General features: G+C 65.5%; 24 protein-coding genes and 2 pseudogenes. 13 read left to right on the top strand and 13 right to left on the bottom strand.

Going from position 1 to position 26,148, the window contains the following annotated elements; genetic code table 11:
* Window positions 1–224 precede the first annotated feature (224 nt).
* The 3 genes from HGB51_RS01735 to HGB51_RS01745 all read right to left on the bottom strand — a co-directional run bounded on the left by HGB51_RS01735 (window position 225) and on the right by HGB51_RS01745 (window position 1,956).
* Window positions 225–536, bottom strand: coding sequence for a SymE family type I addiction module toxin (locus HGB51_RS01735; protein WP_141738949.1), 312 nt, complete (start codon window positions 534–536; stop codon window positions 225–227).
* Window positions 537–939: 403 nt separating this feature from the next.
* Window positions 940–1,551 (bottom strand): hypothetical protein, encoded by a 612-nt coding sequence (locus HGB51_RS01740; protein ID WP_070206203.1) that lies wholly within the window; start codon window positions 1,549–1,551, stop codon window positions 940–942.
* A 108-nt stretch (window positions 1,552–1,659) separates the two neighbouring features.
* Complete coding sequence (locus HGB51_RS01745) at window positions 1,660–1,956, bottom strand: putative quinol monooxygenase (RefSeq protein ID WP_070206204.1); 297 nt, start codon at window positions 1,954–1,956, stop codon at window positions 1,660–1,662.
* Between the two features lie 114 nt (window positions 1,957–2,070).
* Between HGB51_RS01745 and HGB51_RS01750 the strand changes: the two genes are divergently transcribed.
* The 3 genes from HGB51_RS01750 (at window position 2,071) to HGB51_RS01760 (ending at window position 3,358) form a co-directional block, all read left to right on the top strand.
* Window positions 2,071–2,601 carry a hypothetical protein gene (locus tag HGB51_RS01750; protein WP_070206205.1) on the top strand — a complete coding sequence of 177 codons (531 nt, stop codon included), beginning with the start codon at window positions 2,071–2,073 and terminating at the stop codon, window positions 2,599–2,601.
* A gap of 173 nt (window positions 2,602–2,774) precedes the next feature.
* A complete protein-coding gene (locus HGB51_RS01755) occupies window positions 2,775–3,059 on the top strand; it encodes a CopG family ribbon-helix-helix protein (protein WP_070206259.1) in 285 nt (94 codons plus the stop codon).
* Between the two features lie 2 nt (window positions 3,060–3,061).
* Window positions 3,062–3,358 (top strand): type II toxin-antitoxin system RelE/ParE family toxin, encoded by a 297-nt coding sequence (locus HGB51_RS01760; RefSeq protein ID WP_070206206.1) that lies wholly within the window; start codon window positions 3,062–3,064, stop codon window positions 3,356–3,358.
* Window position 3,359: 1 nt separating this feature from the next.
* Here the strand turns inward: HGB51_RS01760 and HGB51_RS01765 are convergent, their stop codons facing one another.
* The 4 genes from HGB51_RS01765 to HGB51_RS01780 form a co-directional block, all read right to left on the bottom strand.
* Window positions 3,360–3,650, bottom strand: coding sequence for a hypothetical protein (locus HGB51_RS01765; protein ID WP_070206207.1), 291 nt, complete (start codon window positions 3,648–3,650; stop codon window positions 3,360–3,362).
* Window positions 3,651–3,749: 99 nt separating this feature from the next.
* On the bottom strand, window positions 3,750–4,340 hold the full coding sequence (locus HGB51_RS01770) for a hypothetical protein (RefSeq protein ID WP_256123574.1): 591 nt from the start codon (window positions 4,338–4,340) through the stop codon (window positions 3,750–3,752).
* 471 nt (window positions 4,341–4,811) lie between these two features.
* A complete protein-coding gene (locus HGB51_RS01775) occupies window positions 4,812–5,885 on the bottom strand; it encodes a hypothetical protein (RefSeq protein ID WP_070206209.1) in 1,074 nt (357 codons plus the stop codon).
* Window positions 5,886–5,987: 102 nt separating this feature from the next.
* Window positions 5,988–7,301, bottom strand: coding sequence for a PAS domain-containing sensor histidine kinase (locus tag HGB51_RS01780; protein WP_246233393.1), 1,314 nt, complete (start codon window positions 7,299–7,301; stop codon window positions 5,988–5,990).
* Between the two features lie 239 nt (window positions 7,302–7,540).
* On the opposite strand from HGB51_RS01780, the gene HGB51_RS20435 reads away from it, so the two are divergent.
* Entirely contained in the window at window positions 7,541–11,104 is a 3,564-nt protein-coding gene (locus tag HGB51_RS20435) for an autotransporter outer membrane beta-barrel domain-containing protein (protein WP_141738950.1), read from the top strand.
* An 84-nt stretch (window positions 11,105–11,188) separates the two neighbouring features.
* Here HGB51_RS20435 and HGB51_RS01790 read toward each other — a convergent pair.
* Window positions 11,189–12,112, bottom strand: a pseudogene (locus HGB51_RS01790) (alpha/beta hydrolase).
* A 117-nt stretch (window positions 12,113–12,229) separates the two neighbouring features.
* On the opposite strand from HGB51_RS01790, the gene HGB51_RS01795 reads away from it, so the two are divergent.
* Window positions 12,230–13,624 carry an FAD-containing oxidoreductase gene (locus HGB51_RS01795; RefSeq protein WP_070206212.1) on the top strand — a complete coding sequence of 465 codons (1,395 nt, stop codon included), beginning with the start codon at window positions 12,230–12,232 and terminating at the stop codon, window positions 13,622–13,624.
* A gap of 11 nt (window positions 13,625–13,635) precedes the next feature.
* Entirely contained in the window at window positions 13,636–14,772 is a 1,137-nt protein-coding gene (locus HGB51_RS01800) for an alpha/beta hydrolase family protein (protein WP_070206213.1), read from the top strand.
* On the opposite strand, the gene HGB51_RS01805 is transcribed toward HGB51_RS01800, so the two are convergent.
* Window positions 14,678–15,019 carry a hypothetical protein gene (locus tag HGB51_RS01805; RefSeq protein WP_256123575.1) on the bottom strand — a complete coding sequence of 114 codons (342 nt, stop codon included), beginning with the start codon at window positions 15,017–15,019 and terminating at the stop codon, window positions 14,678–14,680. The genes HGB51_RS01800 and HGB51_RS01805 overlap by 95 nt on opposite strands.
* A 175-nt stretch (window positions 15,020–15,194) precedes the next feature.
* On the opposite strand from HGB51_RS01805, the gene HGB51_RS01810 reads away from it, so the two are divergent.
* Window positions 15,195–15,605, top strand: a complete 411-nt coding sequence (locus tag HGB51_RS01810; protein WP_171966711.1) for a YidH family protein — start codon at window positions 15,195–15,197, stop codon at window positions 15,603–15,605.
* Between the two features lie 10 nt (window positions 15,606–15,615).
* Window positions 15,616–16,062: a hypothetical protein gene (locus HGB51_RS01815; RefSeq protein ID WP_070206214.1), complete on the top strand. Its 447-nt coding sequence runs from the start codon at window positions 15,616–15,618 to the stop codon at window positions 16,060–16,062.
* 12 nt (window positions 16,063–16,074) lie between these two features.
* Here the strand turns inward: HGB51_RS01815 and HGB51_RS01820 are convergent, their stop codons facing one another.
* Genes HGB51_RS01820 through HGB51_RS01830 form a run of 3 tightly spaced genes read right to left on the bottom strand, consistent with a single transcriptional unit; the run spans window position 16,075 to window position 17,969 of the window.
* Window positions 16,075–16,491: a DUF1622 domain-containing protein gene (locus tag HGB51_RS01820; RefSeq protein ID WP_256123576.1), complete on the bottom strand. Its 417-nt coding sequence runs from the start codon at window positions 16,489–16,491 to the stop codon at window positions 16,075–16,077.
* Entirely contained in the window at window positions 16,488–17,309 is an 822-nt protein-coding gene (locus HGB51_RS01825; RefSeq protein WP_070206215.1) for a bestrophin-like domain, read from the bottom strand. The genes HGB51_RS01820 and HGB51_RS01825 overlap by 4 nt, the downstream gene beginning before the upstream one ends.
* A gap of 9 nt (window positions 17,310–17,318) precedes the next feature.
* Window positions 17,319–17,969 (bottom strand): MarC family protein, encoded by a 651-nt coding sequence (locus HGB51_RS01830; protein WP_070206216.1) that lies wholly within the window; start codon window positions 17,967–17,969, stop codon window positions 17,319–17,321.
* A gap of 212 nt (window positions 17,970–18,181) precedes the next feature.
* Between HGB51_RS01830 and HGB51_RS01835 the strand changes: the two genes are divergently transcribed.
* From HGB51_RS01835 to HGB51_RS20225, 5 genes and pseudogenes are all read left to right on the top strand, one after another.
* Window positions 18,182–18,511: a YegP family protein gene (locus tag HGB51_RS01835; RefSeq protein WP_070206217.1), complete on the top strand. Its 330-nt coding sequence runs from the start codon at window positions 18,182–18,184 to the stop codon at window positions 18,509–18,511.
* A gap of 86 nt (window positions 18,512–18,597) precedes the next feature.
* Entirely contained in the window at window positions 18,598–19,722 is a 1,125-nt protein-coding gene (locus HGB51_RS01840; protein ID WP_070206218.1) for a DUF3667 domain-containing protein, read from the top strand.
* 175 nt (window positions 19,723–19,897) lie between these two features.
* Window positions 19,898–21,421, top strand: a complete 1,524-nt coding sequence (locus tag HGB51_RS01845; protein WP_246233438.1) for an SDR family NAD(P)-dependent oxidoreductase — start codon at window positions 19,898–19,900, stop codon at window positions 21,419–21,421.
* A 168-nt stretch (window positions 21,422–21,589) separates the two neighbouring features.
* A pseudogene (locus tag HGB51_RS20220) lies at window positions 21,590–22,027 on the top strand (TonB-dependent receptor plug domain-containing protein); the annotation flags it as partial.
* 412 nt (window positions 22,028–22,439) lie between these two features.
* A complete protein-coding gene (locus tag HGB51_RS20225; protein WP_256123577.1) occupies window positions 22,440–23,636 on the top strand; it encodes a TonB-dependent receptor domain-containing protein in 1,197 nt (398 codons plus the stop codon).
* 106 nt (window positions 23,637–23,742) lie between these two features.
* Here HGB51_RS20225 and HGB51_RS01855 read toward each other — a convergent pair whose 3' ends face one another.
* Window positions 23,743–25,788, bottom strand: a complete 2,046-nt coding sequence (locus HGB51_RS01855) for a TonB-dependent receptor (RefSeq protein WP_070206220.1) — start codon at window positions 25,786–25,788, stop codon at window positions 23,743–23,745.
* Between the last annotated feature and the right edge of the window lie 360 nt (window positions 25,789–26,148).

The raw sequence follows: 26,148 nt of genomic DNA on the forward strand, positions 1-26,148 counted from the left end.
ACGCACGCGGTCTTGCGTACTTCTACTGTGGACGTTTTGCGCGCCGTTCTACGTACGCGGGCACGCGCGCGAACGGGTGATCGTTGCCTTCGTCACGACGCGCGCACACGGAGTAGATGGTGAACTTACAAGTGCACGGACCGTGCACGAACGATTTTTGGTGCACGGAGAAACTGCGCTGGCCAGCGACTTAATGCCGTGCATTATCTTACTTACAGATACCCTCAAGCTGCGTTCGAATCAGTCCTTGCGCGATTTCGATACGAAACATCAAGAGCCTCAGCGCCTGGCGACTGCACCGTAGAAAGAACGATAACGCCCTGCCTTGTATCCACGTACAGGCGGGTGCCCGGCTTGATGCCCAAAGCGTCGATCCAAAGCCCACGAAGCTTCACGCAGGGAATCGGTGGGCAACCGGGGAACGTTTCAAGGCTGTCGTGATGCAGCGCGTTCGTCATCACGCTCTTGGGCTTGCGCCACCAGAGCTTCTGCTGGGCAGTAAGGGTGGTTGAAGTGCTGGACGAATGACTGGACATGGTGAACCTCCATTGGGAAGCATCCCTCGCCGGGATGGCGAGGGAGTCGGGAGGTTAAGAACCGTGACAGGACCGGCGCGACGTATTTCCACGAGGGTGTTGTATTTCGCCACCCTCCCAACGTAGGAGTTCATCGTGTTTCAGCCTATCAAGAGTTCTTACGCTCCGAGGTGCCACCATGTCGCGGGCATCAGCATAGCGAAAGAAGATTTTCTCTACCGAACTTCAAACTTCGATTAGTACTATCAATGCGCGTAGTCGTTTGCGTCATATCTTCAAAATTGCGTGCGGTGAAGCCCATTCCCAATGGAAGAGGGTCACAGAAATGGAGCGGGCCCGACCTCACATAGTGGCCGGGCCCGTGGAACTGCATGACGCGATCAGCGCTGGTTGCGCGGTCGCGTCAAGGACTGTCACGCCGAATGGCAAGTGCCACAGCCTCGGTGTAGGAGATCTTCACCAGGTCCCCGCGCTTCACGCTGGGCAGCTTGGCGCGCAGGTCGGGCCGTTCCACCGCGATGAGCTGCGTGTTGCCGCTCGCGCCCCTGAGGGCAATCGTGTTCCGCTCCGGATTGACCGCCGTCACCTCGGTCACGATCTCGACGGTATTGGAACGTGCACCACCCGGCTTCTGACCCCGAACCGGGACGGTCTTGGCCTGGGACTTGGTCACGCCCACCGGCGCGCTGCCAGCCGGCTCAAGGGCCAACGCGATGGCTGCGGTGTAGTCCAGGGTGACCTTGTCGCCGACCTTGAGCTGGTTGAAGTTGCGTACCTCGGGCCCGGCCACGAACTCCACGGCACCGCCGTCGGCGCCAGTCACCGTGACGGCACGGGTCTTGGTGTTCAGCGCGGTGATCTGGCCCTGCAGGGTGACCCCGGCGGAGGCGGCGTTGACCGGGGCAGGCATGGCGCGGGCGGCCGGGGCGGCCGCAGGCGGCGCCGCGTGGGCTGCGCCAGCGGCCAGGGCAGCAGTAATGAGGATGACGGAAGAAGACAACAGAACGACGCGCATGGAGGACTCCAGGTCGACGGCCGGACGGCCGATGAACCGTCATTGCATCAGCTGCCCTACCCCGGCGCCCCCGTACAACTACTGGGCCGTTATCAGAAAACTTACCGGCTAACCCTGGATGCCATGGCCGCCAACCGGCTCGGTCTCGAAACGCTCCCCAAAGCCGGCAATGTGCGGCCGCGCCTCGGCGATGGCCTGCTGTACCGAAGGCAGCGCCAGGGAAGCGCGGTGCTGCTCTGCGCTGTCCCATGCCTCTGTGATCCAGATCGCATTATCGTTCGACGGGTCGCGCGCGACTACGTAGCTGCGGCAACCCGGCATCGCCTCTGTTCCGCGCAGCAGGATGTCGATTACCACGTCGCGCTGGCCGGGTTCCGTGAGCATCTTGCCAATCAGTCCGTACATGGGAGCCGCCCGCAAAGTTGGAAGAGGTCAATTGTGCTCGAAGTCCGGGTGGGTCCGCACTTCCTGCTCTGGTATCTTCACACTCCGTCTTCCTGAACTGGATGCGTCACCTTCATGGATCGAATCAACAGGCTGTTGCATGGCCTGGTGCTGGCAACCTTCGCCGCGCCCGCTGCTGCGTCCGATTTCAGGGGCTTCTTTTCGCTGTTCATCGCCGCGCCTTTTCTGATCGGGGCCGCGCTCTTTGCGGGCTTCATCCTTGTCCGCCGGTTGACCAGCAGCTCCTCGGGGCTGAGCCGATTCACGCCCTTGGCCCTGTTGGTGCCCGCCTGGATTGGGCTCTCCTGGCTGTGCATTCTCTTTTCGATCTATGCGTTGATTGCAGTTCCGCTGCTCTGGATTGCGCTGTTCCTGGTTTCCCGGAAGATCTGGTTGAATCCTCGCGGCAGGGCCTCGATCTGGGTTCCGCGTGTACTTGCGTCGTTGGCGGTCGCGACCGGTGGGATCATGGTCTGGGACATGCATCTCCTTCTCAAGGATGGCATGGAGCGGGGACAAGGCGGTGCGCTGGTGCTGCTGGGAGCGATCTTCATTACCTCCCTTGGTCTGTGCCTGCTTGCGGCGCGGCGGCAGCCGAAGCGCTGAGGCCGGCGCATCGCATTGCCCACGTCCAGGGCCCAGTGGCACACCTTGGCCATCGCCCGCGCGCCGGCGTCGCGGAACTTGCTGAGCGCTGCTCTAGACCCTCGCACGGCTTCCCTGACAACGTGTAGCACAAATGTGCTACAATGGTGCAACCCCTCCGACTGGAGTCCGGAATGAGTACGACCACTATCCGCTTGTCGGAAGAGTTGAAAACACGGGTTGCCCGCGCAGCTGAAGAAGCCGGAACCACGGCCCACAGTTTCATTCTCGAAGCGATTGCCGAAAAGGCCGATATGGCAGAGAAGCGCGCCGACTTCCATGCGGTGGCAGATCAGCGTTACGCAACGTTCCTGAAGACTGGCGAGAGCATTCCGTGGGAGGAGGTCCGCGCCTACATGGAAGCACGGCTCAATGGACAAGCGCCACAGCGGCCGATTGCCAGGAAGTTGGTTAGATAACCATGGCGGGAATCGAGTTTGACGCCGGGGTGATGGACGATATCCAACGGATCATCGACCATCTGGACGCGTACGAGGTTTCTGCGTCCAAGGCGCGGTCGAGCCAGATATTCAGTGCCATCCAGGTGCTTGCAGACAACCCATTGATCGGACGCCCTGTCGGCGACGGCAAGAACGAGCTGATGATCGGACGCGATGCTTCAGGATATGTGGCGCTCTATCGTTATCTGCCGATGATCGACATCGTCCTGGTGCTCGGCATACGCGCGCAACGAGAGGCGGGTTACGCGCGACCGTAAATCACGCTCGCGCAAGCGCAATCCAGCGATACCCAACGTAGATGCCAACGGCGACGATGGGTGCCACGCAGAGCCATAGCGGCAGCTTGAGCAGGAAGAACATGAGCGCGGCGACGGCGAATGCGGCGATGCCGAGACCTATTGCCCATGCATCGAGAACGACCATGTCCGCGGCGTCGTCCTGCCAGGCGTTCTTCGGGCGGCCGCGTGCGCTGCGCTGGCGGCGCAACAGCCATACGTCGGTTACGAAGTCGACGATGCCTTCAAGCAGGTCTCCGATGATGCCGGCCATGGTCGATCCTTGAGGTGGGGCGTGATGGCGCTATCTTTCGGTGCGGGCGTGTTTTGGTCAAGTATGCGTGGAGCCGGCCGGCGGCCGGCACTACGGGGTTCAGCGCAGGTCGGCTTCGGGGGCCAGGGTGTGGATGACCTTGCCTTGGGCATCGAGGAATTCGATGGCGCCGTAGCCTTTCTGGGTGACGGTCAGGCGCAGGCGTGGGCGGTCAGCCTTGTCGTTCAACGCGATGGCCGGGGTGCCGTCGGCGCCTACGAGCATTTCGATGCGGGTGGGTGTGGCGACGCCGGGGATGAGGCGGTTGTCGAGCTTGGGTTCACGGATCAACGGCGGTGCCTGGTTGATCGAGAAGCGGACCTCGCCGTCAGGCGATACCCGCCAGCCGATCGCGTCCATGGCCGGGTGGTCGAGCGCCAGCACGGCCATGCCGCCATTGACGTCTGCGGTGCCGAAGCCGCCGCGTTCGCTGCCCTTGTCGTCGTAGAGCACCATGCCGGCGACGTTGAACGCGCGCTTGTACTGGATGCCATCGATGATCGGCGCCGGGGTCTGCCCGGACAGGGTCATCCGGATGGTGCCCTTGTCGTCGACGATGTCGATGCGCTTCGCGGTGATGCGGTCGTTGTCGGGTTTGTCGACGTGGGTCTGCGGGGATTGGTTGACGATGAGTTTCTGAAGCTGTTCCACGCTGGGGCGCTTGGGGCCTGGGGCGTCTGTTGCGTACGCGTTGAGGGACAGTGTGGCGAGAAGTGCTAGAACTGTGCTGCCGATCCGCTTCATGCTGCTTCCGTTCTGATGGATGGTTTGGAGCGCGACGATAGCGGTGATGTGGATTCAGGGCCCGCTGCCTTGCAGCATGGTTTACGTGGGACACGCATGGCGTGTCTCTACGCAGATGGGTTCACGGGGACACGCATGGCGTGTCTCTACGCGGATGGGTTCACGGGGAGCGGATGGTGTGCTGCGTAGCGACACGCCATGCGTGTCCCACGCGGTCTGTCCGGCGCCAGAAACGCAACAGGCCACCCCAAAGGATGGCCTGTTGCATTCAATGGCGGAACGATCAGGTGAAGATCGCCCACAGGATCAGCAGCGGAATCGGCACGCCCAGTGCCCACAGCAGCAGCATTTTCATTTTGGTTCTCCTCTATTGATTCGTTACAGGTCGCGGCGACGGCCGCCCCAGGTGGCAGTGAGGCTGGCGACGAAGGCGCCGATCAGCAGGGTGATGAACAGCCACAGCGCGGCATAGGCGGTGGCCTTGCGGGCGTCATCGGCGGCCTGCTTGGCGGTGTTCTTCGCCTCCTCCAGCGCGGCGCGCATGCGGGTCTGGATGTCGGCCACGCGTGCTTCGGCTTCGGCCTGGCTCATGCCGGTTTCGCGGGCGATCAGCTGGCCGAGGTACTGCTGGTCGGCCGGGCTCAGGCCCTGCGACTGCAGGCTGGTGACGATGATGCGGTTCACCTCGGCACGCACTTCCCGGCGGTCGCCCGGACCGGTGCCCGGCATCGGACGCGGCGGCGGCACCATGCGCGGTGCGGGGGCACCGGCAACAGCGGGCGCTGCAGCACCTGCCGGCGCTACCGGCGGTGCAGCCGGATCAACCGGACCTGCCGGGGCAACGCCCGGGCCCGCGTCCGGACCCGGCGCACGGCGAAACAGCGAGTCCACCCAGTAGCCCAGGTCTCCTTCCTGCGAATCCAGCGCCGCTGCCGAACCTGCACCTGCAGCGGCAACACCTGCGGTGGATACGGCTGCACCCGCAGTGGCACCGGCCACCTTCGCGCCAACGCCCAGCACGCCGCCGATGGCGGAGGTGAGCAGGCCGGCGGTCAACAGCGTGGCCACGGCCCAGGAAACGAAACCATGCGCGGTGTCGCGGAAATAGGTTTCATCGCCGTGCAGGCGGGTCCACTTGGTGCGCAGGCGACCGGCCAGGTAGCCACCCAGGCCGGACGCAGCCAGCGCGGTGAAGGTCAGCCACGCGATGCTGCCCCAGCCGAAGGTTTCCTTGGTGACGCCCTCGAACGACCACGGCGACACCGAAGACAGGCCCAGGCCAACACCGAGGATCAGAAGGATCAGCGAGAGTGCCGCAGCCGCCGCAGCGCCCGCGAAGATGGCACCCCACGACACCGCGCTTTCCGGCGCGCTGGGAACTACGGTTTCATTGATGATCGCGACATCGGGCGCCACCGCGCCGCGTTCGGGGTATTCCATTCGGGTGTTCATCGGTACGTGTTTCTCCGGTCTTGAGCTGCGACTGCAGCTGTAAGCCGGAGGCTGCGCGATGCGCCGTGAACGCGGCGAGACCCGGGAATCTGTGCGATGTGATTACGTCGCGCTGTCGCCCATCACGCGCGGCAACGCCAGTTCGAACGTGGCACCCTCTCCCGGTGCGGAGACGATGGTCACGAAACCACCGGCCTGGCGCACCGCACTGTGCACCTGCGGCAGCCCCAGTCCAGAGCCTTCACCCGGCGGCTTGGTGGTGAAGTACACCTCGAACACGCGCGCCACCACTTCCTCGCTCATGCCGGAACCGGTATCCGAGACGCACAGGGTGAGGTACTCGCCGGGCACGCGCGTACTGTTGCCGGCATCCGGCGGCACGCTCAGATGGCCGGTGGTCACCCGGATGGTGTCGCCCGGCGTGCAGGCGTCGCGCGCGTTGACCACCAGGTTCAGCAGCGCCCGCTCCAGTGTGTTGCGGTCGACCATCGCACAGCAGGTCGAGTCGCCCGGATCGACGATGAGCTCGATACCCTGCCCAACGGCTTGATGCAGGAGCGGCTCCATCTTTGTCACCATGCCGGCCAGTTCCACCGCCTCGGGGCGGTACGGATGCTGCCGGGCGAAGCCGATCAGCCGCTGCGACATCTCCGCGCCCTGCTCCAATGCGGCTTCGGCAACAGTGAGCAGGTTGGCGTTCTTCGGTCCCAGCTCGCCGCTGGCCACCACCAGGTCGATCGCGGTGGTGGCCGACTGCAGGAAGTTGTTGAGGTCGTGCACAACGCCGGCAAGCAGCTGCCCTACCGCTTCGCCCTTCTGCGCATGCTCGGCAATCACCTCGGCGGCACGCTGTGCGGCGAGGGCGAAATCCCGTCCTTGCGCGACCTGGAAGTGACGCACCTCCAGTTCCTGGTAGGCCAGGTTGGTGGCCAGCAGCCGCGATTGGCTTTCGCGCAGGGTGTCGATCAGGTCGGCTTCGCGGCTGGCGGCGTTGGCCAGCATCGCGCCTGCTTCATTGGCCTTGGCGTCGAAGGCGGCACCGAGGACATCGGCTGCGGCCAACGCAGAATTGCGTGCGGTGACATCGGAACTGACGACCAGCACGCCCACCACCTGGCCAGCGTCACGCAAGGCACCGACCCGCAGGCGCCAGTCCCGCAGCATGCCCTGCCCGTCCAGGGTGGAAGCTTCAAACGTGGTTTTCTCTCCGCGCAGCGCGGCGGCGAAGGCATGCTCGATGCGGGGCCGCGCTTCAGCGGGCCAGAGATCCATCCAGACCTTGCCCACCATGTCCGAACGGTGGGCAGCCCGGAACAGCCGCAACCCGTTGTCGTTGACGGTCACGATCATGCCGTCGGTGTCCAATTCCTTGATGCAGTCCTCGGACAACTCAACGATCTGGCGGTATCGATCCATCAATCCATCGGCGTCACGGGCTGGCGCCCATTATGACTGCGTGACCGGCGCGTGAGGGTCCCCGACACAAGATCCGTCCCGGGGCCAACCCTGAATGATTCAGTCTAACGCGTCGAAGCACGCGCCTCAGATGCAGCAACGCGACGCAGTAGTTTTACCGGTCCGCTGCCAGCAAGAGTTCGCAGGCGCAGCAACGGTGTGCGGCGCACCATGCAGGCATCCCCCATGGAGCCGGGCACGTGCGCCAGAAGGACATTGGACGTCGACCGCGACGCACCACCATCGCCGTTGCCATTGCGGGGTTGCTGGCCGCCGGGACCGCGCTGGCGCAGGTCTACCCGACGCCGGTCATCACCTCGGGCAGCACGCTGACCTACGAGCAGTTCTATGACGGCGACGTAGTGCCTGTCGGCCTGATCCAGGGCTCGGTCAGCATCCATCCGGTGCCGCCGTACCCGGCCCAGCTGGGCGGCGCCGGCGTAAGCGTGTTCGACGGTGCGCGGGTGACCATCGACCCGAACCAGGGCACACCGGGCGCGGTGACCATCACCTCCGACTTCCGCAGCGGCGCGCCCAATGACGCGCTCTACATCGCCAATGGCACGGTGGACATCATCGCCAGCCCGGCAGGCGTCGACCTGATCGGCAACGGCACGTCGGTGCATGGCGTCTACATACCGGAAGCCAGCAAGGGCCCTTCCCTGCTGACCGCCGCCAACACCCGCATCCTGACCAATGGCGCCAACGCCGATGGCCTTCGCATCTACGGGGCGCGCTCCACCGCGCAGCTCAGCGGAAGCCAGGTAACCGTGGTAGGCGACGCCGCCTGGGGGCTGCTGTCGTGGGGCGGCAGCAGCACGACCTTCATCAACTCAAGCATTTCACTGCCTGGCGTCGGCGCGGGTGGCGTCTGGGCGTTCAATGGTTCCAAGGCAGAGTTGCGCGGCACCTCCAGCGTGGGCGTTACCGCCGACAGCAGCTACGGTGTGCTGGCACAGTCGCTGGGCGAGGTCGCGACCAACCTCGATCCGGCAGTGAGCGGTCGCGTTTCCATCCAGACGGCCGGCAACAGCAGCCACGCGTTCCGGGTTTCGAATGCGACCGGGCTTCCGAACCGGGTGGATATCACCACCACGGGAACCGGCAGCTACGGCCTGTACGCGAACGGCACTTCCACCGTGAGCGGTTCGGACGTCAGCGTGTCCACCTCCGGCAACAACGCGTATGGCATCTGGATCGCCAACACCACCGATGCCACCTTGACCGGCGGCAGGATAGCCACGCGCGGCACCAGCGCGTATGGCGTCCTGGCCGGAACCAGCAGTGGCGTGTCCACCGTCAACCTGAGCGGGTTCGATGTCGCCACGCAGGGAACGTCGGCCTACGGCCTGTATGGGTGGACCGCCAGCACGATCAATTTTGCGGGCGGCAGTGTCGCCACTACCCAAGCCGCTACGCCGGCGGTGTATGCCAGCGCCGGCACGGTCAACCTGCTGCGCGACGCTGCGGGGAAAGGCTCGGCCATCACCAGCACCGGCACCAACGCGCACGCGGTCCGGATTCTCAGCGGCGGGAACTTCAGCGCCACAGGCGCGGACATCCACGCGCAGGGCACCGGTGCGGTGGGCATTGTGTTTGAAGCCCCTTCAACACTCACCACGACACCCGTACTGGGCTCGGCGCCTCCCCTGCCGACCTTGCCTCCTACCGTACCGGACCTGGATTCCACTGCGCCGCCTCCGGCACCTGCCATTGCATTGGCAGACTCGCCGACTCCGCAGGACGCTCCGCTCGTGACGACGACTGCCCTTCCGGTTGCGCCCGCAGCGTCTGCCAACAGTCTGGTGCTGCAGGACACCACCGTGACGTCGGACAACAGCGCCGCGCTGTGGCTGTATGGCGGCATCGCCAATGTCGATCTGCGCGACAGCACGCTCACCGGAAGCCCTTGGGCGATCAACATCGCACCGCGCACGGTCAGCGGCACCGCGCTGCGCGCCACGGCACAGATCGACGCCCACCACTCGGTGCTGCAGGGCAGCGTGTACACCGCGCCAGGCAGCACCAGCACGCTGACGCTGGGCAATGACAGCCTGTGGAACGTGACAGCCAATTCGAACGTCACCCAGCTGTTGAACGATGCCAGCCTGATCGACTTCGTGATGACCGCTGCGCTGGCGGCGGCGCCGGACGATCCCACCTCGTACCGCACCCTCACCGTTGGCAGTGGCTACACGGGCACCAACGGAGCGATCGCCCTCAACACGCAACTGGGTGATGACAGCTCGCTTTCCGACCGGCTGGTCATCGCCGGTGGAACCGGAAGCGGCAGCACGCAGCTGCAGATTCGCAAGAGCAACGGCAAGGGCGCGCTCACCGAAGCCGATGGCATCCTGGTCGTACAGGCGCTGGGCGGCACCACCCAGCCCGGCAGCTTTGCCTTGAACGCACCGGTGCTTGCCGGGCCCTACGAGTACTTCCTGTACCGCGGCGCCGCCGCCGCTGCGGACGCCAACGGCGACAACAGCTGGTTCCTGCGCTCGGCCATCGACTGCACGGTCCCCGGTGCGCCGGTGCCTCCCTGCCCTGCGCCCGACCCCGATCCCCCGACGCCGCCCGACCCGGATCCACCCACTCCACCGGATCCGGACCCGCCAACGCCGCCGGACCCGCCGCCACCGGACCCGCCCAACCCGCCACCGCCGGATCCCGATCCGCCGCCGGTTCCGCCCGATCCGGACCCGCCCGTACCACCGCCGGACCCGGTTCCGCCGGCGTATCGGCAGGAGGTGTCCCTGGTGGCCGCGCTGCCGGCCATGGCCAGCATCTACGGTCGCACGCTGATCGACACGCTGCATGAGCGCGTCGGCGACGAGGAACTGCTGCGCGCCCGCACCGATCTGGATCCGATGCAGAGCGGTGTAAACGGTGCCTGGGTGCGCTACGTGGGCCACGACGGCAAGCGCGACGGCGGCAGCCAGGGCATCTACGGCACCGAAGGCCCTGGGTTCGACTATCGGTTCGACGCGCTGCAGATGGGCGTGGACCTGTATCGACAGCAGAACGCGGACACCGGCAATCGTACCCATGCCGGCTTCTACCTTGCCTATGGCAAGGCCAAGGGCGAGGTGCGCCACAACTATCTGGACTACGATTTCCACGCCGGCGTGGACCGGTTCGATGCGCGCACCGTGGGTGGCTACTGGACCGCGTTCAACGAGCGAGGCGCCTACCTGGACACGGTGGTGCAGCACACCTGGTACGACCTGCGTGCCGAATCGACGCGCCTGCCGGAGAGCACCACGCATGCCACGGGCACCGCCGCGTCGCTGGAGGCCAGCTGGCCGTTCGTGCTGGATGCAGCGGCCGATGGCAGTGCACGCTGGCGGCTGTCGCCGCAGGCGCAGGTGATCTGGCAGCAGGTGGATGTCGATTCCATCAACGACCCGTACGGCGAGATCCGCTTCACCGACGGCGATTCGCTGGTTGGGCGCCTCGGCGCGCAGCTGGATCGCCGCTCCGGCTGGCAGGGCCGCAGCGGACAACCGCGCAGCGCCACCGTGTGGCTACGGGCCAACATCTGGCGCGAGTTCCAGGGCAGCCCCCGCGCCGAATTCGACAGCGACCGGGGATTCGTGCCCTTCGAAGTGGACCTCGGTGGCAGCTGGGGCGAACTCGGCCTGGGCGGAACCTGGCAGGTGTCGTCGTCCGGCTACCTGTTCGCGGACATCGACTACAGCGCCAGTTTCAACGGCAGGGACGACAGCTGGAACGGCAAGGCCGGCATGCGCTGGAACTGGTGAACCGCGTAGGGACACGCCATGCGTGTCCTCGCGGTGTTGGATCGTGCGCGATGATGGGGTCCGTGGGACACGCATGGCGTGTCGCTACGCGCCTTTTCCCGTCGCCAAGAGGTACTTCAGGCCATGCGTCAGGCCGCGCGGAGCCACGCTTAGGTGGTCTTCGTCGTTGAGCACCTCCAGCTTCAGGCGCAGCGACGGGTAGCGATGGGCGCGCATTGCCGCCTCCATCCGCCGTGCGTCGGCAACCATGTCGGCGTCGTTGCCGAAGGCCGGGGTTTCGTACTCGCCCACGTACATGTAGACCGACGCCGGCAGGTCGTCGTGGCTGGCGGCGTAGTCCTTCTCGAAACGGTCCATCACATTGTGGTCGTACCAGTACGAGGGGCTGCCGACGATGTAGCCGGCAAACAACCCCGGGTCGGTGAACAGGATCTGGGTGCCGAGCAGCGCGCCGTAGGAATGGCCGAGCAGGAGACGGCGGGTTTCGTCGGTGCGGTAGTGGCCTGCAACATACGGCAGCACCTGATCGCGCAGGTAGGTGATGTACGGCGCGGCACCGCCATGCACGGCATCCGCCGGTGCGCTGCTGGGGCCTTTCGGGGTGGGCGTGTAATCGCGGCGGCGGCTGGGCATGCCTTCATCGCCCACTGCGTAGGACAGGCCGACCAGGATGAACTCATCGAGCTTTGGACCTTCGACGTTCAAGCGCCGACCGATCTGGCGTGCCAGCGGGAAGGCGTAGTCCGCATCGGTGACGTACAGGACCGGGTACTTGCGGTCGGGAGCGTCGGCGTAAGAAGGCGGCAGCGCGACGAACACCTGGTAGGTGCGGCCGGAGACGGGATCCTTCACGTCATGGACTTCGCTGCCTACTACTTCATACGGCAGGCCTTGGCCGCGCTGCCCACCCAACACAGAGGCCCTCTCAGGCGCTGGCTAGCTTGGCGGCGATGCGTCGCCGGCGGCCGGGGCGGTGGGTACGGGGGGCTTGGCACACCCGGCGAGCATAGACAGAACCACAACACCTGCTACCAGATAGTTCAACGCATCATCTCCATGGTGATTCCAACGCAGCCTCCAGTGGCCGCCCCGGGATCATACAAGACACGTGAAAGGTTCCCCGCCATGTCCGACATTGCTGCATCCCAGGCCTCTCCCCGCGCGTTCGACGCCATCATCATAGGCACCGGGCAGGCAGGCCCCGCGCTCGCGGGCCGGTTGCACGCGGCCGGCATGCGGGTGGCGATCATCGAGCGCCACTTCGTAGGCGGTACGTGCGTGAACACCGGCTGCAAGCCGACGAAGACGCTGGTTGCCAGCGCTTATGCCGCCCACACCGCCCGGCGCGGCGCGGAGTATGGGTTCGCAGCAGGCCCGGTCACCGTGGACATGGGCGTGGTGGCCGCGCGCGCACGCAAGGTGATCCTGGATTCGCGCAGCGGCAACGAGGACTGGTTGGGCAGCATGCCGAACGTAACGTTGATCCGCGGCCACGCGCGCTTCGAGGGCGCCGATACCGTGGTGGTCAACGGCGAACGACTGACCGCGCCGCGCATCTTCATCAACGTAGGCGGGCGCGCTTCGGTACCGGACATGCCGGGGTTGGCCAACGTGCCTTACCTCACCAACAGCAGCATGGTCGAGCTGGCTACCCTGCCCCGGCACCTGGTCGTGGTGGGCGGCAGTTACATCGGGCTGGAATTCGCGCAGATGTACCGGCGCTTCGGCGCACAGGTGACCATCATCGAGCGCTCCGACCGGCTGATCTCGCGCGAGGACCCGGACGTCTCGGCCGAAGTGCGGCGGATCCTCGAAGATGAGGGAATCGAGGTCCACACGGGTGCCAGCGACATTTCGTTCAAGACGCACGCAGAGGGTGTTGCCGTGTCCGTTGGCGCGACACCCGTGGTCGGCAGCCACGTTCTGATCGCCATCGGCCGGCGCCCGAACACCGACGACCTGGGCCTGGAGTCGGCTGGCATCACGAAAGACGCGCGTGGCTACATCACCGTGGACGACCACCTGCAGACCTCCGTGCCGGGCATCTGGGCGCTGGGCGACTGCAACGGACGTGGCGCGTTCACGCATACGGCCTACAACGATTTCGAGATCGTGGCCGCCAACCTGCTGGACGACGAGGACCGTCGGGTCAGCCAGCGGGTGCCCGGCTATGCGCTGTACATCGACCCACCGCTGGGGCGGGCCGGCATCTCGGAAGCCGAAGCGCTCAAAACCGGCCGCCCCTTGCTGTTCGCCAAGCGACCCATGATCAACGTCGGCCGCGCGGTGGAAAAAGGTGAAACCAAGGGCTTCATGAAAGTGGTCGCCGACGCCGAAACCCGGCGCATCCTTGGCGCGGCCATTCTGGGCACTGGCGGCGACGAGGCGATCCACGGCATTCTGGACATGATGAGCGCCGACCGTCCGCTGGACGAGCTGCGCTGGGCAGTGCCGATCCACCCGACGGTTTCCGAGCTGATTCCCACCCTGCTGGTCGACCTTGCGCCGGCCGCCGACTGAGGACGAACTGGATGCGCAACATACGCTGGCTGTCGCTGTACCTGGGGCTGTGCACGGACCTGCTGCTTCCCCCGGCGTGGAGCAGGCCGCCGGCCGATTCGCCCATCCGCACCGAAACCGGCACCCTGCAGGGCGCTCCCTGGCGTGTCGACGTGCCGGCCCACTGGAATGGCGAACTGGTGGTGTATGCGCACGGGTTCGAGCCGATCGGCACGCCACGGCCGGACCCCTGGCCCGGCAACGCCTGGACCGAAGCGCTCACCCAGGCCGGCTACGCGGTGGCCCAGAGCGGGTACAGCAGCCAGGGCTGGGCGGTCACCGATGCGATCGCGGACCTGGAGCGCCTGCGCGCCCGGTTTGTCGCCCAGCATCCGGACACCCGGCACAGCTGGATAATCGGCTTCTCGATGGGCGGCGCGGTGGCCATCGGCACGCTGGAACGACTGCCGCAGCACTACAGCGGTGGCGTGTCGATGTGCCGTGCCAACCTGCCGGGCGACGTACTGGCCGCCGAGATGCTGACTTCGCTGGTCGCGTTCGAGTATTTCTTCCCGGATGCGAAAGGCCTGCCGGAGGGAGGGCTTATCTCGCCGGCAGCGGCAGCGATGCCCCAGGGGGAAACCTATGACGCCATCGCCGCAGCCATCGAGACGAATCCGGTGGCGGCCGCAACCCTGTCCCGGCGACTGGAACTGAAACCGGACGAACTGGCCGGGACGATCAGCCTGCATACCCTGGTGTTCCAGCAACTGGTCAAACGCAGTGGCGGCGTACCGGTGTCGAACCAGCAGACGGTGTATTCCGGTTTCGGCGACGACAAGGCGTTCAACGCCGGTGTGCGGCGGGTGTCGGCAGACCCGTCCGCAGAAAGGAAACTGGCACGCGGGCTGGCGTTGACCGGCGCGCTGCAGAAACCGCTGGTGCTGCAGTACAACCTGGATGATCCGTCGGTGACGCCCCGCTTCGAACCAATTTACCCGGCACTGGCGCGCAAGGCGGGGGCGGCCTCACAGCTTGCCCAGCTGCCCCCGGTGGGCAGCGGGCACTGCCAGTTCACGCCGCAACAGGTGCTGGCGGCAGAGGCGATGCAGAGTGCAGCCGCGCAGGCGACGTCGGCGGGGTCCACTGGCGAAGCGCAGCGCCCCTGAGCGCCTGCTCGCCGCAACCGGCCGGGCAGCGCAGCACGCGGGCGACCGAGGTGCTGACGAAGCCCTGCCCTTCCTCGGCCTTGAACACGGTCTCGCAGGACTGGCAACGGGCGACCATCGAGTACAGGTGCACGATGCGACCGCTGCAGGGATCCTGCAGCGCGTTGAGGTCGAGCAGTTCGAACTGGCAGGTGTCGGGCAGCGGGCGCCGCGGCAGCGGATGGGGAATGGAGGTGTGCAGGTTCACGGGGCGCGCCGATGCTGGGGTGCGGCCACTCTAGGCAGCCCCGTGTGCAGCGGATGTGCAGCCGATATGCGGGCCAAGTAGATTTACTGACGTGCGACCCGCAGACACACGCATGTGAATCGCAGCGCGCATGCGCACACTGGGCAGGTCCGGAACCCGCCAAGGCCGCGCCACCATGCCCCATTCCACGCCTCCGCCCACCGCGCCGCCGTCGCCGACCCTGTCCAACGACCTGGCCCGGGGGCGCACCCACCTGGCCAACGAGCGGACCCACCTGGCCTACCTGCGCACCACGGTGTCGCTGATCGGCTTTGGCATCACCATCAACCGGTTCAGCACCTACCTGATCCAGAACGATGAGGCCCCGACCAAGGGGCGGCTGCTGCTGGACGACGCCAGCAACGCGGGCATCGGCATGGTGGTGCTGGGGCTGGCCCTGCTTGTCTGGTCGTTGATCCGCTACAGCCTGGTGACGCGCGACATCGAACGGGGCCTGATCGATTCCCGGCATCGCGCCACCACGGCATTCACGGTCGGCCTGCTGCTGATCGGGGGCATGACCGCACTCTGGCTGTTCACCAGTTGAGGAGGCTTCCATGAAGATCCATCCCTACCGCATTGCGTTGTCGCTGGTGCTGGCGGCAACCATCCTGGTCGCCGCACCGCTGGTCCGGGCCCAGGCACAGCCGACCCCTGCTGGCGTCGCCGCACCCTCCGAGGCCGAGCGCCCACGACGCTCCAACAAGTGGCGGATCGTGTTCGATGAGCGCGCCAAGTCCGACGGCGTCATCAGTTTCCGGATCTGGCCGCGTGACGGCGCGCCGATTCAGGTCGACATACCGATCGTAGATGGCCAGTCGGAGAATCGCATCGCCTCCACCGTGCGCGACGCGCTGAAGGTTCGCCTGGGCAAGGGCTTCCACGTGGAAACCGACGACGGCGAGGACGTGCTGGTCAAGGCGAAGCACGGCACCGGCGATTTCGGGCTGCAGCTGCTGGGCAACACCGCCCGCGACGTGGACATCAAACTGCGCCGCGAGTAAGCGGCACTTACGCTACCGTCCGCTGCCTGCGTCGTGGTCCGAAGTAGACTCGTGCTGCCGCCCGCGTATCTCCTCGATGTCCCGTTCAAGGAAGTAGTTCAGGAAGGTCCGCACCACCGCAATCGCCGCCAACTGGCCGATGGAATCCCAGGTGGTGTAGATAGCCGATTCCACGATGTCACCGGCCAGCTGCAGGGTCAGGCCGGCGACCAGCCAGCGCCCGTACTCCAGCCACATCGTGCGGCGCTGCGCGTTGGTGCCGCCGCGCACCATCAACAGCATCATCTTCACGAAGGCGACGATGGTCGCCACGGTGATCAGGATCAACGCGAGCAGCGCGATGATCGTCACCACCGGCTCGGTGAGCTTCACCAGCCAGGTCTCCAGCGGCAGCGGGTCCAGCGGTTGGGTGGCGGCGGCAAGGTTCACGGTCCTGCTCCGGTGGGGGCATTGGGGAGATGCACTGCGCGCTGCAGGTCCAGCATCGGCTCCTGCGGCACGTTCACGGTGCCGGTACTGGGCAGGTCGAGATCCAGCACCAGGCCCACCGCCAGCGAGAACAGCAGCAGCACCAGCGTGGTGGTGCTGCGTTTCTGCGCACGCTCATAACCCAGCAACCCTGCCGCCAGCAGTGAGAAGATGAACAACAGCCGCAGGATCCGCGGCGGAATGTGGTCCTGGCGCGCGGCGAAGCGCTCGGTCGAAAGATCGATGGTCTGGTTGGTGGTGGTGACCAGCAGCGAGGCGCGCGGCGTGTCACGGAACGCCGCCGTGCCAGCTACTACCGCCGCCCAGAGCTCGTTCTGCAGGGCCACGGTGCGGGCATTGGTTTCCACTTCGGCATCGGCGCCCTTGGCATTGGCAAAGTCGACGCGTGAATCCACATAGCGGCGCAGCACCTCTCGAACGCGCTGGGTGTCGGTGGGTTCCAGCAGATCCGCGCGCAGCCAGGTGGTGCCCAGCGCGTTGGCTTCCTTCAGCACCAGGTTGCGGCGCTCGTCGTAGCGGCCCAACGCCAGCGAGAAAGTGAAGCCGATCAGCAGGGCCAGCAGCCCCAGTACCGTGGTAGTGGCAAACGCCACGCTCTCACCACCAGGGGTCTCATCACTGGCCTTGCCACCCGCGGGCGCGGGCCGATGACGCAGCCGCAGCCAGTTGCCCAGTTCGCGCGCCAGCAGCAACGCGATGAACAGCAGCAAGGTGATCAGCCACAGTGGCAGGTACGGGTAGCTTCCCTGCAGTTCCATGCCGGTGCCCTATGAAGTGATGATGGTGCGTACGGCACCGGTGATCAGCTGCAGCGCCAGCGCGACCTGCAGCATCCCCAACACGGCCGCCAGGATCTGCAATGGCAGTTGGCCCACCACACGCATGATCTGGCGGATGAAGAGCATGACCAGCAGGTCGAGAAGCAGCACCGCGATCGCCAGCCCCATGATCCAGAGGTAGCGCTCGGTGGACCCGCTCAGCGCCACCAGCACGATCAAGGCGGCGATACCGTAGGCCGGCAGCGTGACCGGGAACGCCAGCCGCGCGGCGGGTGGCGCGCTTGCCGCAGCCGGTGGCGGCGCGGGCGGTGCGTACTGGGCCAGCACCATCTGCAGGGCCACCAGCAGGAAGACCAGGCCGCCGGCCAGCTGCAGCACGGCAGGAGCGATATGCCATTTGTGCAGCATCGCCCCGCCCAGCCCCCCGGCCGCCACGGTGGTGACCACGGCAATGCCAAAGACCTTCCAGGAGACTGCGGCCCACTGCTTCGATTCCATGCCCTGCGCGGCCGTCGCGTAGGCGCCGATGGCCTTGATCGGGCCGATCATGATGAAGAACAGCAGGAAGATGTCGGCCAGTGCCAGCAGGTGCGACGGCGACGGCGGAGTACCCAGGGCAGCAGGTATGACCAGCGACATCGAGCTCACCCCGCGGGCACGAAAAGTTCATGGCCAGAATCGCGGAAGCACGCACGACGGCGCGTCAGTACTTCTACTTGTTTGCGACCAGTGAAGAATGCACCGCCTGTTCAGCCAATTCGAAGGCCGCAGGGTCGGATTGAGGATAGACAGGCCATGCCCGCGCGCCGGACATTCATGTCGCCATCTTCGGCACGACGACAGGAGTTCCCGTGGCCGCTCGATACGTCCTGAGCCGATCCGGCTCGCAGTTCCACTTCGTGCTGAAAGCCGGCAACAACGAAATCATCCTGCAGGGCGAGCGCTACACCACCAAGCAGAACGCGCTGTCCGGCATCGCCTCGGTGCGCGCCAACTCGCTGTACGAAGACCGCTACCTGCTCAAGAACGCGGTCAACGGCCAACCCATGTTCAACCTGATGGCCGCCAATGGGCTGGTGATCGGGACCAGCGAAACCTATACCTCGGCCGGCGCCCGCGAGAACGCAATCCGCTCGGTGATGACCAACGGCCCGGAGGCGCCGATAGACGACCAGAGCTGAGTTACCCCTGCGGGTCTGGCAGGCACTGGCACCGGGATGGGTGCCCCGCTATGTTATGCGCCTTCCCTGCCCGGGCCCCGGCACCGATGAGTTCGACTGCGTCCCACCTTGATGCGTGCGAGAACTGCACCACCGCCCTCCAGGGCGACTTCTGCCACCAGTGTGGGCAATCGGCGCACAGTCCGGTACGCAGCTTCGGGCATGCCATTGAAGAGGTGTTCGAGTCGTTCTGGCACCTCGACGGGCGGATCTTCCGCACCCTCCGCCAGCTGCTGCTGCCCGGACGCCTTGCTGCCGACTACCTGGCCGGCCATCGCACCCGCTACATCCCGCCGATCCGTCTGTTCGTGATCGTGGCGGTGCTTACCTTCTTCGTGGCGCGGTTGGCTGTCCACGTCGATGCCGGGACCTTTGTCGACAAGACGCCAGCACCGCCGGAAGTGGCAACCGCGTTCAAGGACGCCCGCACCAGCGAAGAGGTGGAGAAGGCACGCCGTGCCCATATCGCGCCGCTGGAAACCGCGCGTGCAACGATGCCCGAGTCGCTGCGCTTCACCATGGACCGGGCCATCGCCAAGATCGAGAAGCAGGCCGCGAAGCGCAACGAGGAATTGGCCGGGCAGCCCGCCCCCACCCCGTCCGCGACCCCCACCCCGCCACCGCGCGCCGAAACAGAAGCACCCAGGGGCTACACCCCGGTGGACATCGACTTCCTTCCGGGTTTCGCCAACCGCTGGCTCACCGGGCAGGCCGAGATCATCCGGCTCAACCTGCCCCGCATCAGTGAGCGGCCCCAGCTGCTGGTGAATGCCTTCTTCGCCTCGGTGCCGTCGGCCCTGTTCGTGCTGGTACCGCTGTTCGCGCTGCTGCTGAAGCTCTTCTATCTCGGCAGCGGCCGCCTGTACCTGGAGCACCTGGTCGTGGCGCTCTACAGCCATGCGTTCCTGTGCGTGGCCCTGCTGGGCATCCTGCTGCTGACCATGCTGGCCGGGCAGAGGCCCGATGTGCCCGTCGTGGGAACCCTGATCGGCCTCGCCATCGCCGCGCTGCTGACCTGGATGCCGGTCTACCTGCTGATCATGCAGCGTCGCGTCTACGGGCAGTCCTGGCTGGTGACCTCGATCAAGTTCATGGCCCTGGGCTGGTTGTACTTCACCGTGGTGACCACGGCCACGGTGTTCCTGGCCATTGCCAGCCTGGCCCGGATCTAGGATCGGGGCGGTTCAGCCCCCTCCAACATGAACAGCCGGAATCAGGGAGAATAGCGGCCCGCTGTACGCCCGCCTGCCGCTCTCTCCCGGATCCAACGTGAACGCTATCGCTTCTTCCCCCGCCGACGCCCTGCCCCAGGACGAGTCGCCCCTCAACGAGCGGATCCTTGCCGCGATGGACCTGCTGGCGGCGATCGACCTCGACCGCACCCTGCTGGACGTGCTGCCCATCGACGAGCGCAAGCGCTTCCACCAGGTGGTGGCCCAGGTCTACCACCCGGAACCGAAGGAGCGCCGGGCCAAGCTCAAGCAGGAGGCCAAGGTGCGCCTGCGCGACGAGAGCATCCGCAAGGAAGAAGCCAAGCTGGACAACACCGGCATCCGCACCCTGCGTCGCAAGCCGGTGTTCACCACGCCGAACTACTTCCCGCCGCACGCCGCCGGCCTGCACGACCCGCACAACGGCGAGAATGCCGCTGAGGCGTCGGAACCCGTGCATTCGTCGGAAGAGCGCCACTGCTATGTGTGCAAGCAGAAGTTCACCCTGCTGCACCACTTCTACGACCAGATGTGCGTCAGCTGCGGCGACAGCAACTTCATCAAGCGCACCGAAACCGCCGACCTGCGCGGCCGCGTGGCGCTGCTCACCGGCGGCCGGGTCAAGATCGGCTACCAGGCCGGCCTGAAGCTGCTGCGTGCCGGTGCCGAGCTGATCGTCACCACCCGCTTCCCGCGCGACTCTGCCGCACGCTACGCGGAAGAGCCGGACTTCGCCGAATGGGGCCACCGCCTGCAGGTGTATGGCCTGGACCTGCGCCACACCCCGAGCGTGGAAGCGTTCTGCACGGAACTGCTGGCCACCCGCACGCGCCTGGACTTCATCATCAACAACGCCTGCCAGACCGTGCGCCGCCCGCCGCAGTTCTACGCGCACATGATGGCCGGCGAAACCGTCGCCCCGCAGGACCTGCCGGAGACGATCCGCAAGCTTGTGGGCCAGTACGAAGGCCTGCGCAGCTCGGAAATGCTGGCGCTGGGCGCGGAAGCGTCCGCGCTTGCGGTGAAGGACGCCGCCCTGCTGGGCGCCGACGGCCTGACCCGCGCCGCCGAGCTCTCGCAGGTGCCGTTGCTGGCCGACGAACTGCTGGGCCAGCAGCATCTGTTCCCGGAAGGGCAGCTGGACAAGGACCTGCAGCAGGTCGACCTGCGCGGACGTAATTCGTGGCGCCTGCAGCTGGACGAAGTCTCGTCGGTGGAACTGCTGGAAACCCAGCTGGTCAACGCCGTCGCGCCGTTCATCATCAACGCGCGCCTGAAGCCGCTGATGCTGCGTTCGCCCGAGCACGACAAGCACGTCGTCAACGTGTCGGCGATGGAGGGGCAGTTCTACCGCAACTTCAAGACCACCCGTCATCCGCATACCAACATGGCGAAGGCCGCGTTGAACATGATGACGCGTACCTCGGCCGCCGATTACCACGGCGACGGCATCCACATGAACAGCGTGGATACCGGCTGGGTGACCGACGAAGACGTGGCGGAAATCGCCAAGCGCAAGGTGGAGGAAGAACGCTTCCACCCGCCGCTGGATATCGTGGACGGTGCCGCGCGCATCGTCGATCCGATCATCCACGGCTTCAATACCGGCGAGCACGTGTGGGGCCAGTTCCTGAAGGATTACAAGCCGACGGATTGGTGATTGCGTGTGTAGAGCCGGGCAGAGCCCGGCTCTACTTACATGTGACAGTGCGTCGCAATGTGTCAAATGCGAATGGTTCGTGATACGATTGTTAAAGTTGTCTGAAACAACGTACACGGACGTCCCAGCCATCGCCAGCGGACCCTCTCATCCAGGAGTTTGCTCTCGATGCATCGCTCATCCCCCACGCTTGTCCATTCCCTGGCCGCGCTCACCGCCGCCATTGCCCTCGCCCTGTCCGCCCAGGCGCACGCCAACGGCGAGGTCGCTGCCAACGCGACCGACCTCGACACCGTCGTAGTCACCGCCACCGGCGCCCAGCAGTGGATCCGCGACGCGCCCGCCAGCATCAGCGTCATCACCCGCCAGGAAATCGAGCGCAAGCCGGTCAGCAGCATCGGCCAGCTGCTCAGCACCGTGCCCGGCGTCACCGGCGGTTATGCCCTCTCCGGCGCGCAGTCCAAGATCCGCCTGCGCGGCCTGCCCGAGCAGTACACCCTGATCCTCATCGACGGCCGCCGCCAGGGCAATTCGTCCGGCGTGAACTACCGCGACGACCTCGGCCCGCAGGACCTCAACTGGCTTTCGCCGGACATGATCGAGCGCATCGAAGTGGTGCGCGGTCCGATGTCCTCGCTGTACGGCTCCGACGCCATGGGCGGGGTGATCAACATCATCACCCGCAAGATCGGTACCGAATGGGGTGGCTCGGTCACGTATAACTACAGCAAGCCGGATTCGAAGACGCGCGGCAATACCACGCAGATGGGTGGATTGTTCAGTGGCCCGTTGACCGACAACCTCGGCCTGCGCGTCGGCGCCAACGTCACCGACCGCGAGTCGGACCGCGGCCGCAGCCAGACCCCGGGCAACAAGGCGGAGAACGCCAACGCCCTGCTCAACTGGGCGATCAACGGCGACCATATGCTGGGCTTCGAAGCCTCGCACGGCGTGCAGCAACAGTGGCGCCGGCAATGTAAACGCCTGGGGCCTGTCCAAGCTGGTCCACACCGGGTACGTGGTCACCCACGACGGCCGCTACGGCGACACCAGCACCTCCAAGACCACGCTGACCCAGAACGATTACGAAGACAAGGGCAGCGCGGTCGGCAACCATTCGAAGGAAACCGTGTTCGACACCGCCTTCGCCACCGGCTTCCACTGGGGCTTCGAGCACAGCTTGAACGTCGGCGGCCAGTGGAAGCGCGAAGAACTGCAGAACACCGACACCATCGTTACCGTGCCGGTGACCTGGAGCGGCAGCGGTCGGATCAGCCCGACCAATGAAGCCGACTCCTGGGCGTTGTTCGCTGAAGACCACATCACCCTGCACGAACGTTTCACCCTGACCCTCGGCCTGCGCTGGGACAACACCGAGAACTACGACGACAACCTGAGCCCGCGCATCTACGGCGTCTGGCACCCGTCGGACACCTGGACGGTGCGGGGTGGCGTATCGCAGGGCTTCCGTGCCCCCAACCTGAAGCAGGGCAGCGCCGGCGCGGCCACCCAGTCCGGTGGCAACGGCTGCCGCAGCCTGACCGTGGAAGGCTGGACCAACCGCTCGGTCAGCGCCGACGGCACCACCGGCTGCTACATGGCCGGCAACCCGAACCTGGAACCGGAAACCAGCACCAACTACGAGTTGGGGGTCGGCTTCGACCGCAGCGGCTGGTCGGCCTCGGCCACCTACTTCCTGACCGACTTCGACGACAAGATCGAACAGGTGCCACTGCGCGACATCGCCGGTTTCGATTCCAGCTTCGTCAATGGTTTCTGGTGGACCGTCGCGCAGAACATCCAGAAGGCGCGCACCCGCGGCGTGGAAGCCAGCGTCACGATTCCGCTGCATGAGCGGCTAAGCTGGACCACCAACGCCACCCGCATGCTGGAGTCGAAGAACCGCACGACGGGCGCCAACCTGCTGGTGGTGCCGAAGTTGACTGCGAACACCTCGCTGGACTGGCAGGTCACGGATGCGTGGTCGTTGAACCTGAGCGCGCAGCATGTGGGTGAGCAGCTGGTGTCCAGCACCAGCCCGACCTTCGCCAAGGCGAACACCACGTGGGACCTGGTGACCGGGTTTGATGTCAACGAGCACCTGACGTTGCGTGCGGGCGTGCTGAATGCAGGTGATGTTTCCACCATTGACGATGGCAACAGCTACGACACCGGCTCGCGCACGTTCTTCGTGGGTGCGACGGCGCGGTTCTGACCGCCGCGCCCCACCGAGACGTGCGACAACGCGTAGTGCCGGCCGCCGGCCGGCTCCAGGCGATGCCGGCCTCCGCGTGGAGCCGGCCAGCGGCCGGCACTACGCATCACAGTTTCATGTTCAACCCCACGTACACACCCCGCCCAGCCGCCGGTGAAAACATCGGCTGCGGCTGTTCCCAGAAGAAGCTGTCGTACCACGCATACGCGTACTCCCGGTCCGTCACATTCTTCACCTGCACATCCACGCTCCACCGCGGGCTGATGTCGTAACGCGCACTCAGATCCAGCACCGCAAAGCTGCCGTACTTGCCGGCCACATTCCGTTCTTCAAGGTAGTAATCCCCCTGCGCCCTGCCCTGCAGCCCGAACTGCAGCTTCTCGGTCGCCTGGAAATCCACACCCACATTGCTGATGTAACGCGGCGTAGCGGCCACCTCGCGCCCTTCCAACGATACCCCGGCATCGCGCCCATCACGCTCGATCTTCGCCTCCTGGTACGCATGCGACGCCCACACCGTCCAGCGCTCGCCCAGGCTCGCACTGATCTGCGCATCCACGCCCCGCCGCCGGGTCTTGCCCAACGTCACGGTAGTACCAGTAGCCGGCATGTTGGACACCTCATTGGCCGCGTCCTGCTGCCAGACCGCAATGCGCGCCTGGCTGCCCGCGAACGGGCTGAACTTCATGCCCAGCTCCATGCCGGTATTGGTGGACGCGCCCATCGGCGCCTGGCCCGGGGTCAGGTACGCCGGCGGCGTTGAACCGGTCAGCACCTGGAAGGTGCGCCCCCAGTTGGCGTAGACATTGGCCGTGTCCGTGAAGGCATAAACCACGCTCAGCTTCGGCTGCCCGATGGTCCCGTAGCGCTGCAGCGGCCCCGTCACGCCACCCTGCAGCCGGGTATCTCCATCAAAGCGGTCCACGCGGTACGCCGGCACGATCTTCAGCGCTTCGATGGGCTGGTAAATGGCCTGCACGTACGCGCCCCAGTTGTCGAGCGTGTGCCGGTCATCGTTCTGCACCCGCGCGGGCGGCGCCGAGAAGTCCGTGGGCTCGGCGTAGCTGAAACGCTCGCGGATGTAGCCGTTGTCCTGATGCTCATAGTTGAGACCACCCTCCAATGTGAGCGTGTCTGCAGGCTGCCAGGTCAACGTGGTCAGCATCCCGGTCTGCTTTTCATCCCACACCCGTCGCTGGCGCGGCGCGTTGCCGGTCGGCAGGTCGCTGAAAGTAACCTTGCGGTCGTCTTCGTACCGGTTGTAGTAAAGCTTGCTACCCAGGAACAGGTTGTCCGCCAGCTTCATATCCAGGTGCACCCCAATCTGCCGCATGTCCCGCTCATCGTGATCATTGGCGTTGCGAAGCTGCGAGCCGCGGCGGTCCGTGCGCAGTTCTTCAGCCGTCATGAAACCCGGCTCATCGGCTTCGTGATGGTAGGTGCGTGCGGTCAACCCGACCCGCATCCCTTCATCCAAGCTGCCGTAGAACCATTTGCCACCCAGCGCATACTTGCGCGACGTGTCGTGGTCGCGATACCCATCGGAGGCCTGGGTGCCGAAGAAGTAGTTCTGCGAGAAGCCGTTGCCTTCACGCCCAATCGCCAGCTGCGCATCGCGCGTGTTGTAGCTGCCGTAGCTGAGCCGGCCATCCGTGTAAGTGCCACCCTGGCGGGTCCCGAAGTTCACATTGCCACCGATGTTGTGCAGGCCGTAGCGCGGGTCGTTGGTGCCGCGCACCACCTCGATGTAGCTGATCTCCAACGGGAACAACATGTCGATGAAGCGCTGGTTGCCGCTGTTGACGTTGCTCGGCACGCCATCGATCAGGGTTTTGATCGCATTGAGGTAGCCCTCGCCGTTGAAGGCGCGGAAGCTGACCTTGCCCGACTCGGCGCCCTGGCGGGTCTCCGTCAGCTGGATACCGGGCATCTGCCCCAGCAGCTCCCAGCTGTGCGAAACATTCTTGTCCTCAATCTGGTCGGCCCCCAGCACATCCACCGAGGTCAGCACCTGATGGGCGGTGAGCTGGCCCTCGGTGTGCTGGTGCACATCGACCTTGCCCAGCGTGAGCGTGGAATCAGAGGACTGGGCGTGGCTTTCGGGCGCGAACAGGATGGCGGCCGTGGCGGCCACCAGAGCGTGGATCTTCATCAAGGACTGTCGTTATGAATAGGCAGTGGATGTAACACTATAACATCACAATGCCCCGTCCGCGCTTGCTCAAGTCACCAAACGTAATCCGGGATGCGAGTCGTCAAAGAGCCGATACTCCTCTTCGGTTCTCAGGACCAATGCCGCCTCCGGCACGATCACCCTGCAAACTCGCACCCCACTGAGGCACGACGGGCACCAGGCGCACTTCCACCCGACGTTCCCACTCTCAACACTGAAGTACTGGAAACGCAGCCCGACGCTTCCACATCCTGGGCAGTTGTAGGTCCCGTACTCCTCATCAGATCTCGGCAGCGTAAGTAGCCATTTCTCATACTTCACTTCATTAGGACTCATTGC

Source organism: Stenotrophomonas bentonitica (assembly GCF_013185915.1).
In the GTDB taxonomy this organism is placed as follows: domain Bacteria; phylum Pseudomonadota; class Gammaproteobacteria; order Xanthomonadales; family Xanthomonadaceae; genus Stenotrophomonas; species Stenotrophomonas bentonitica.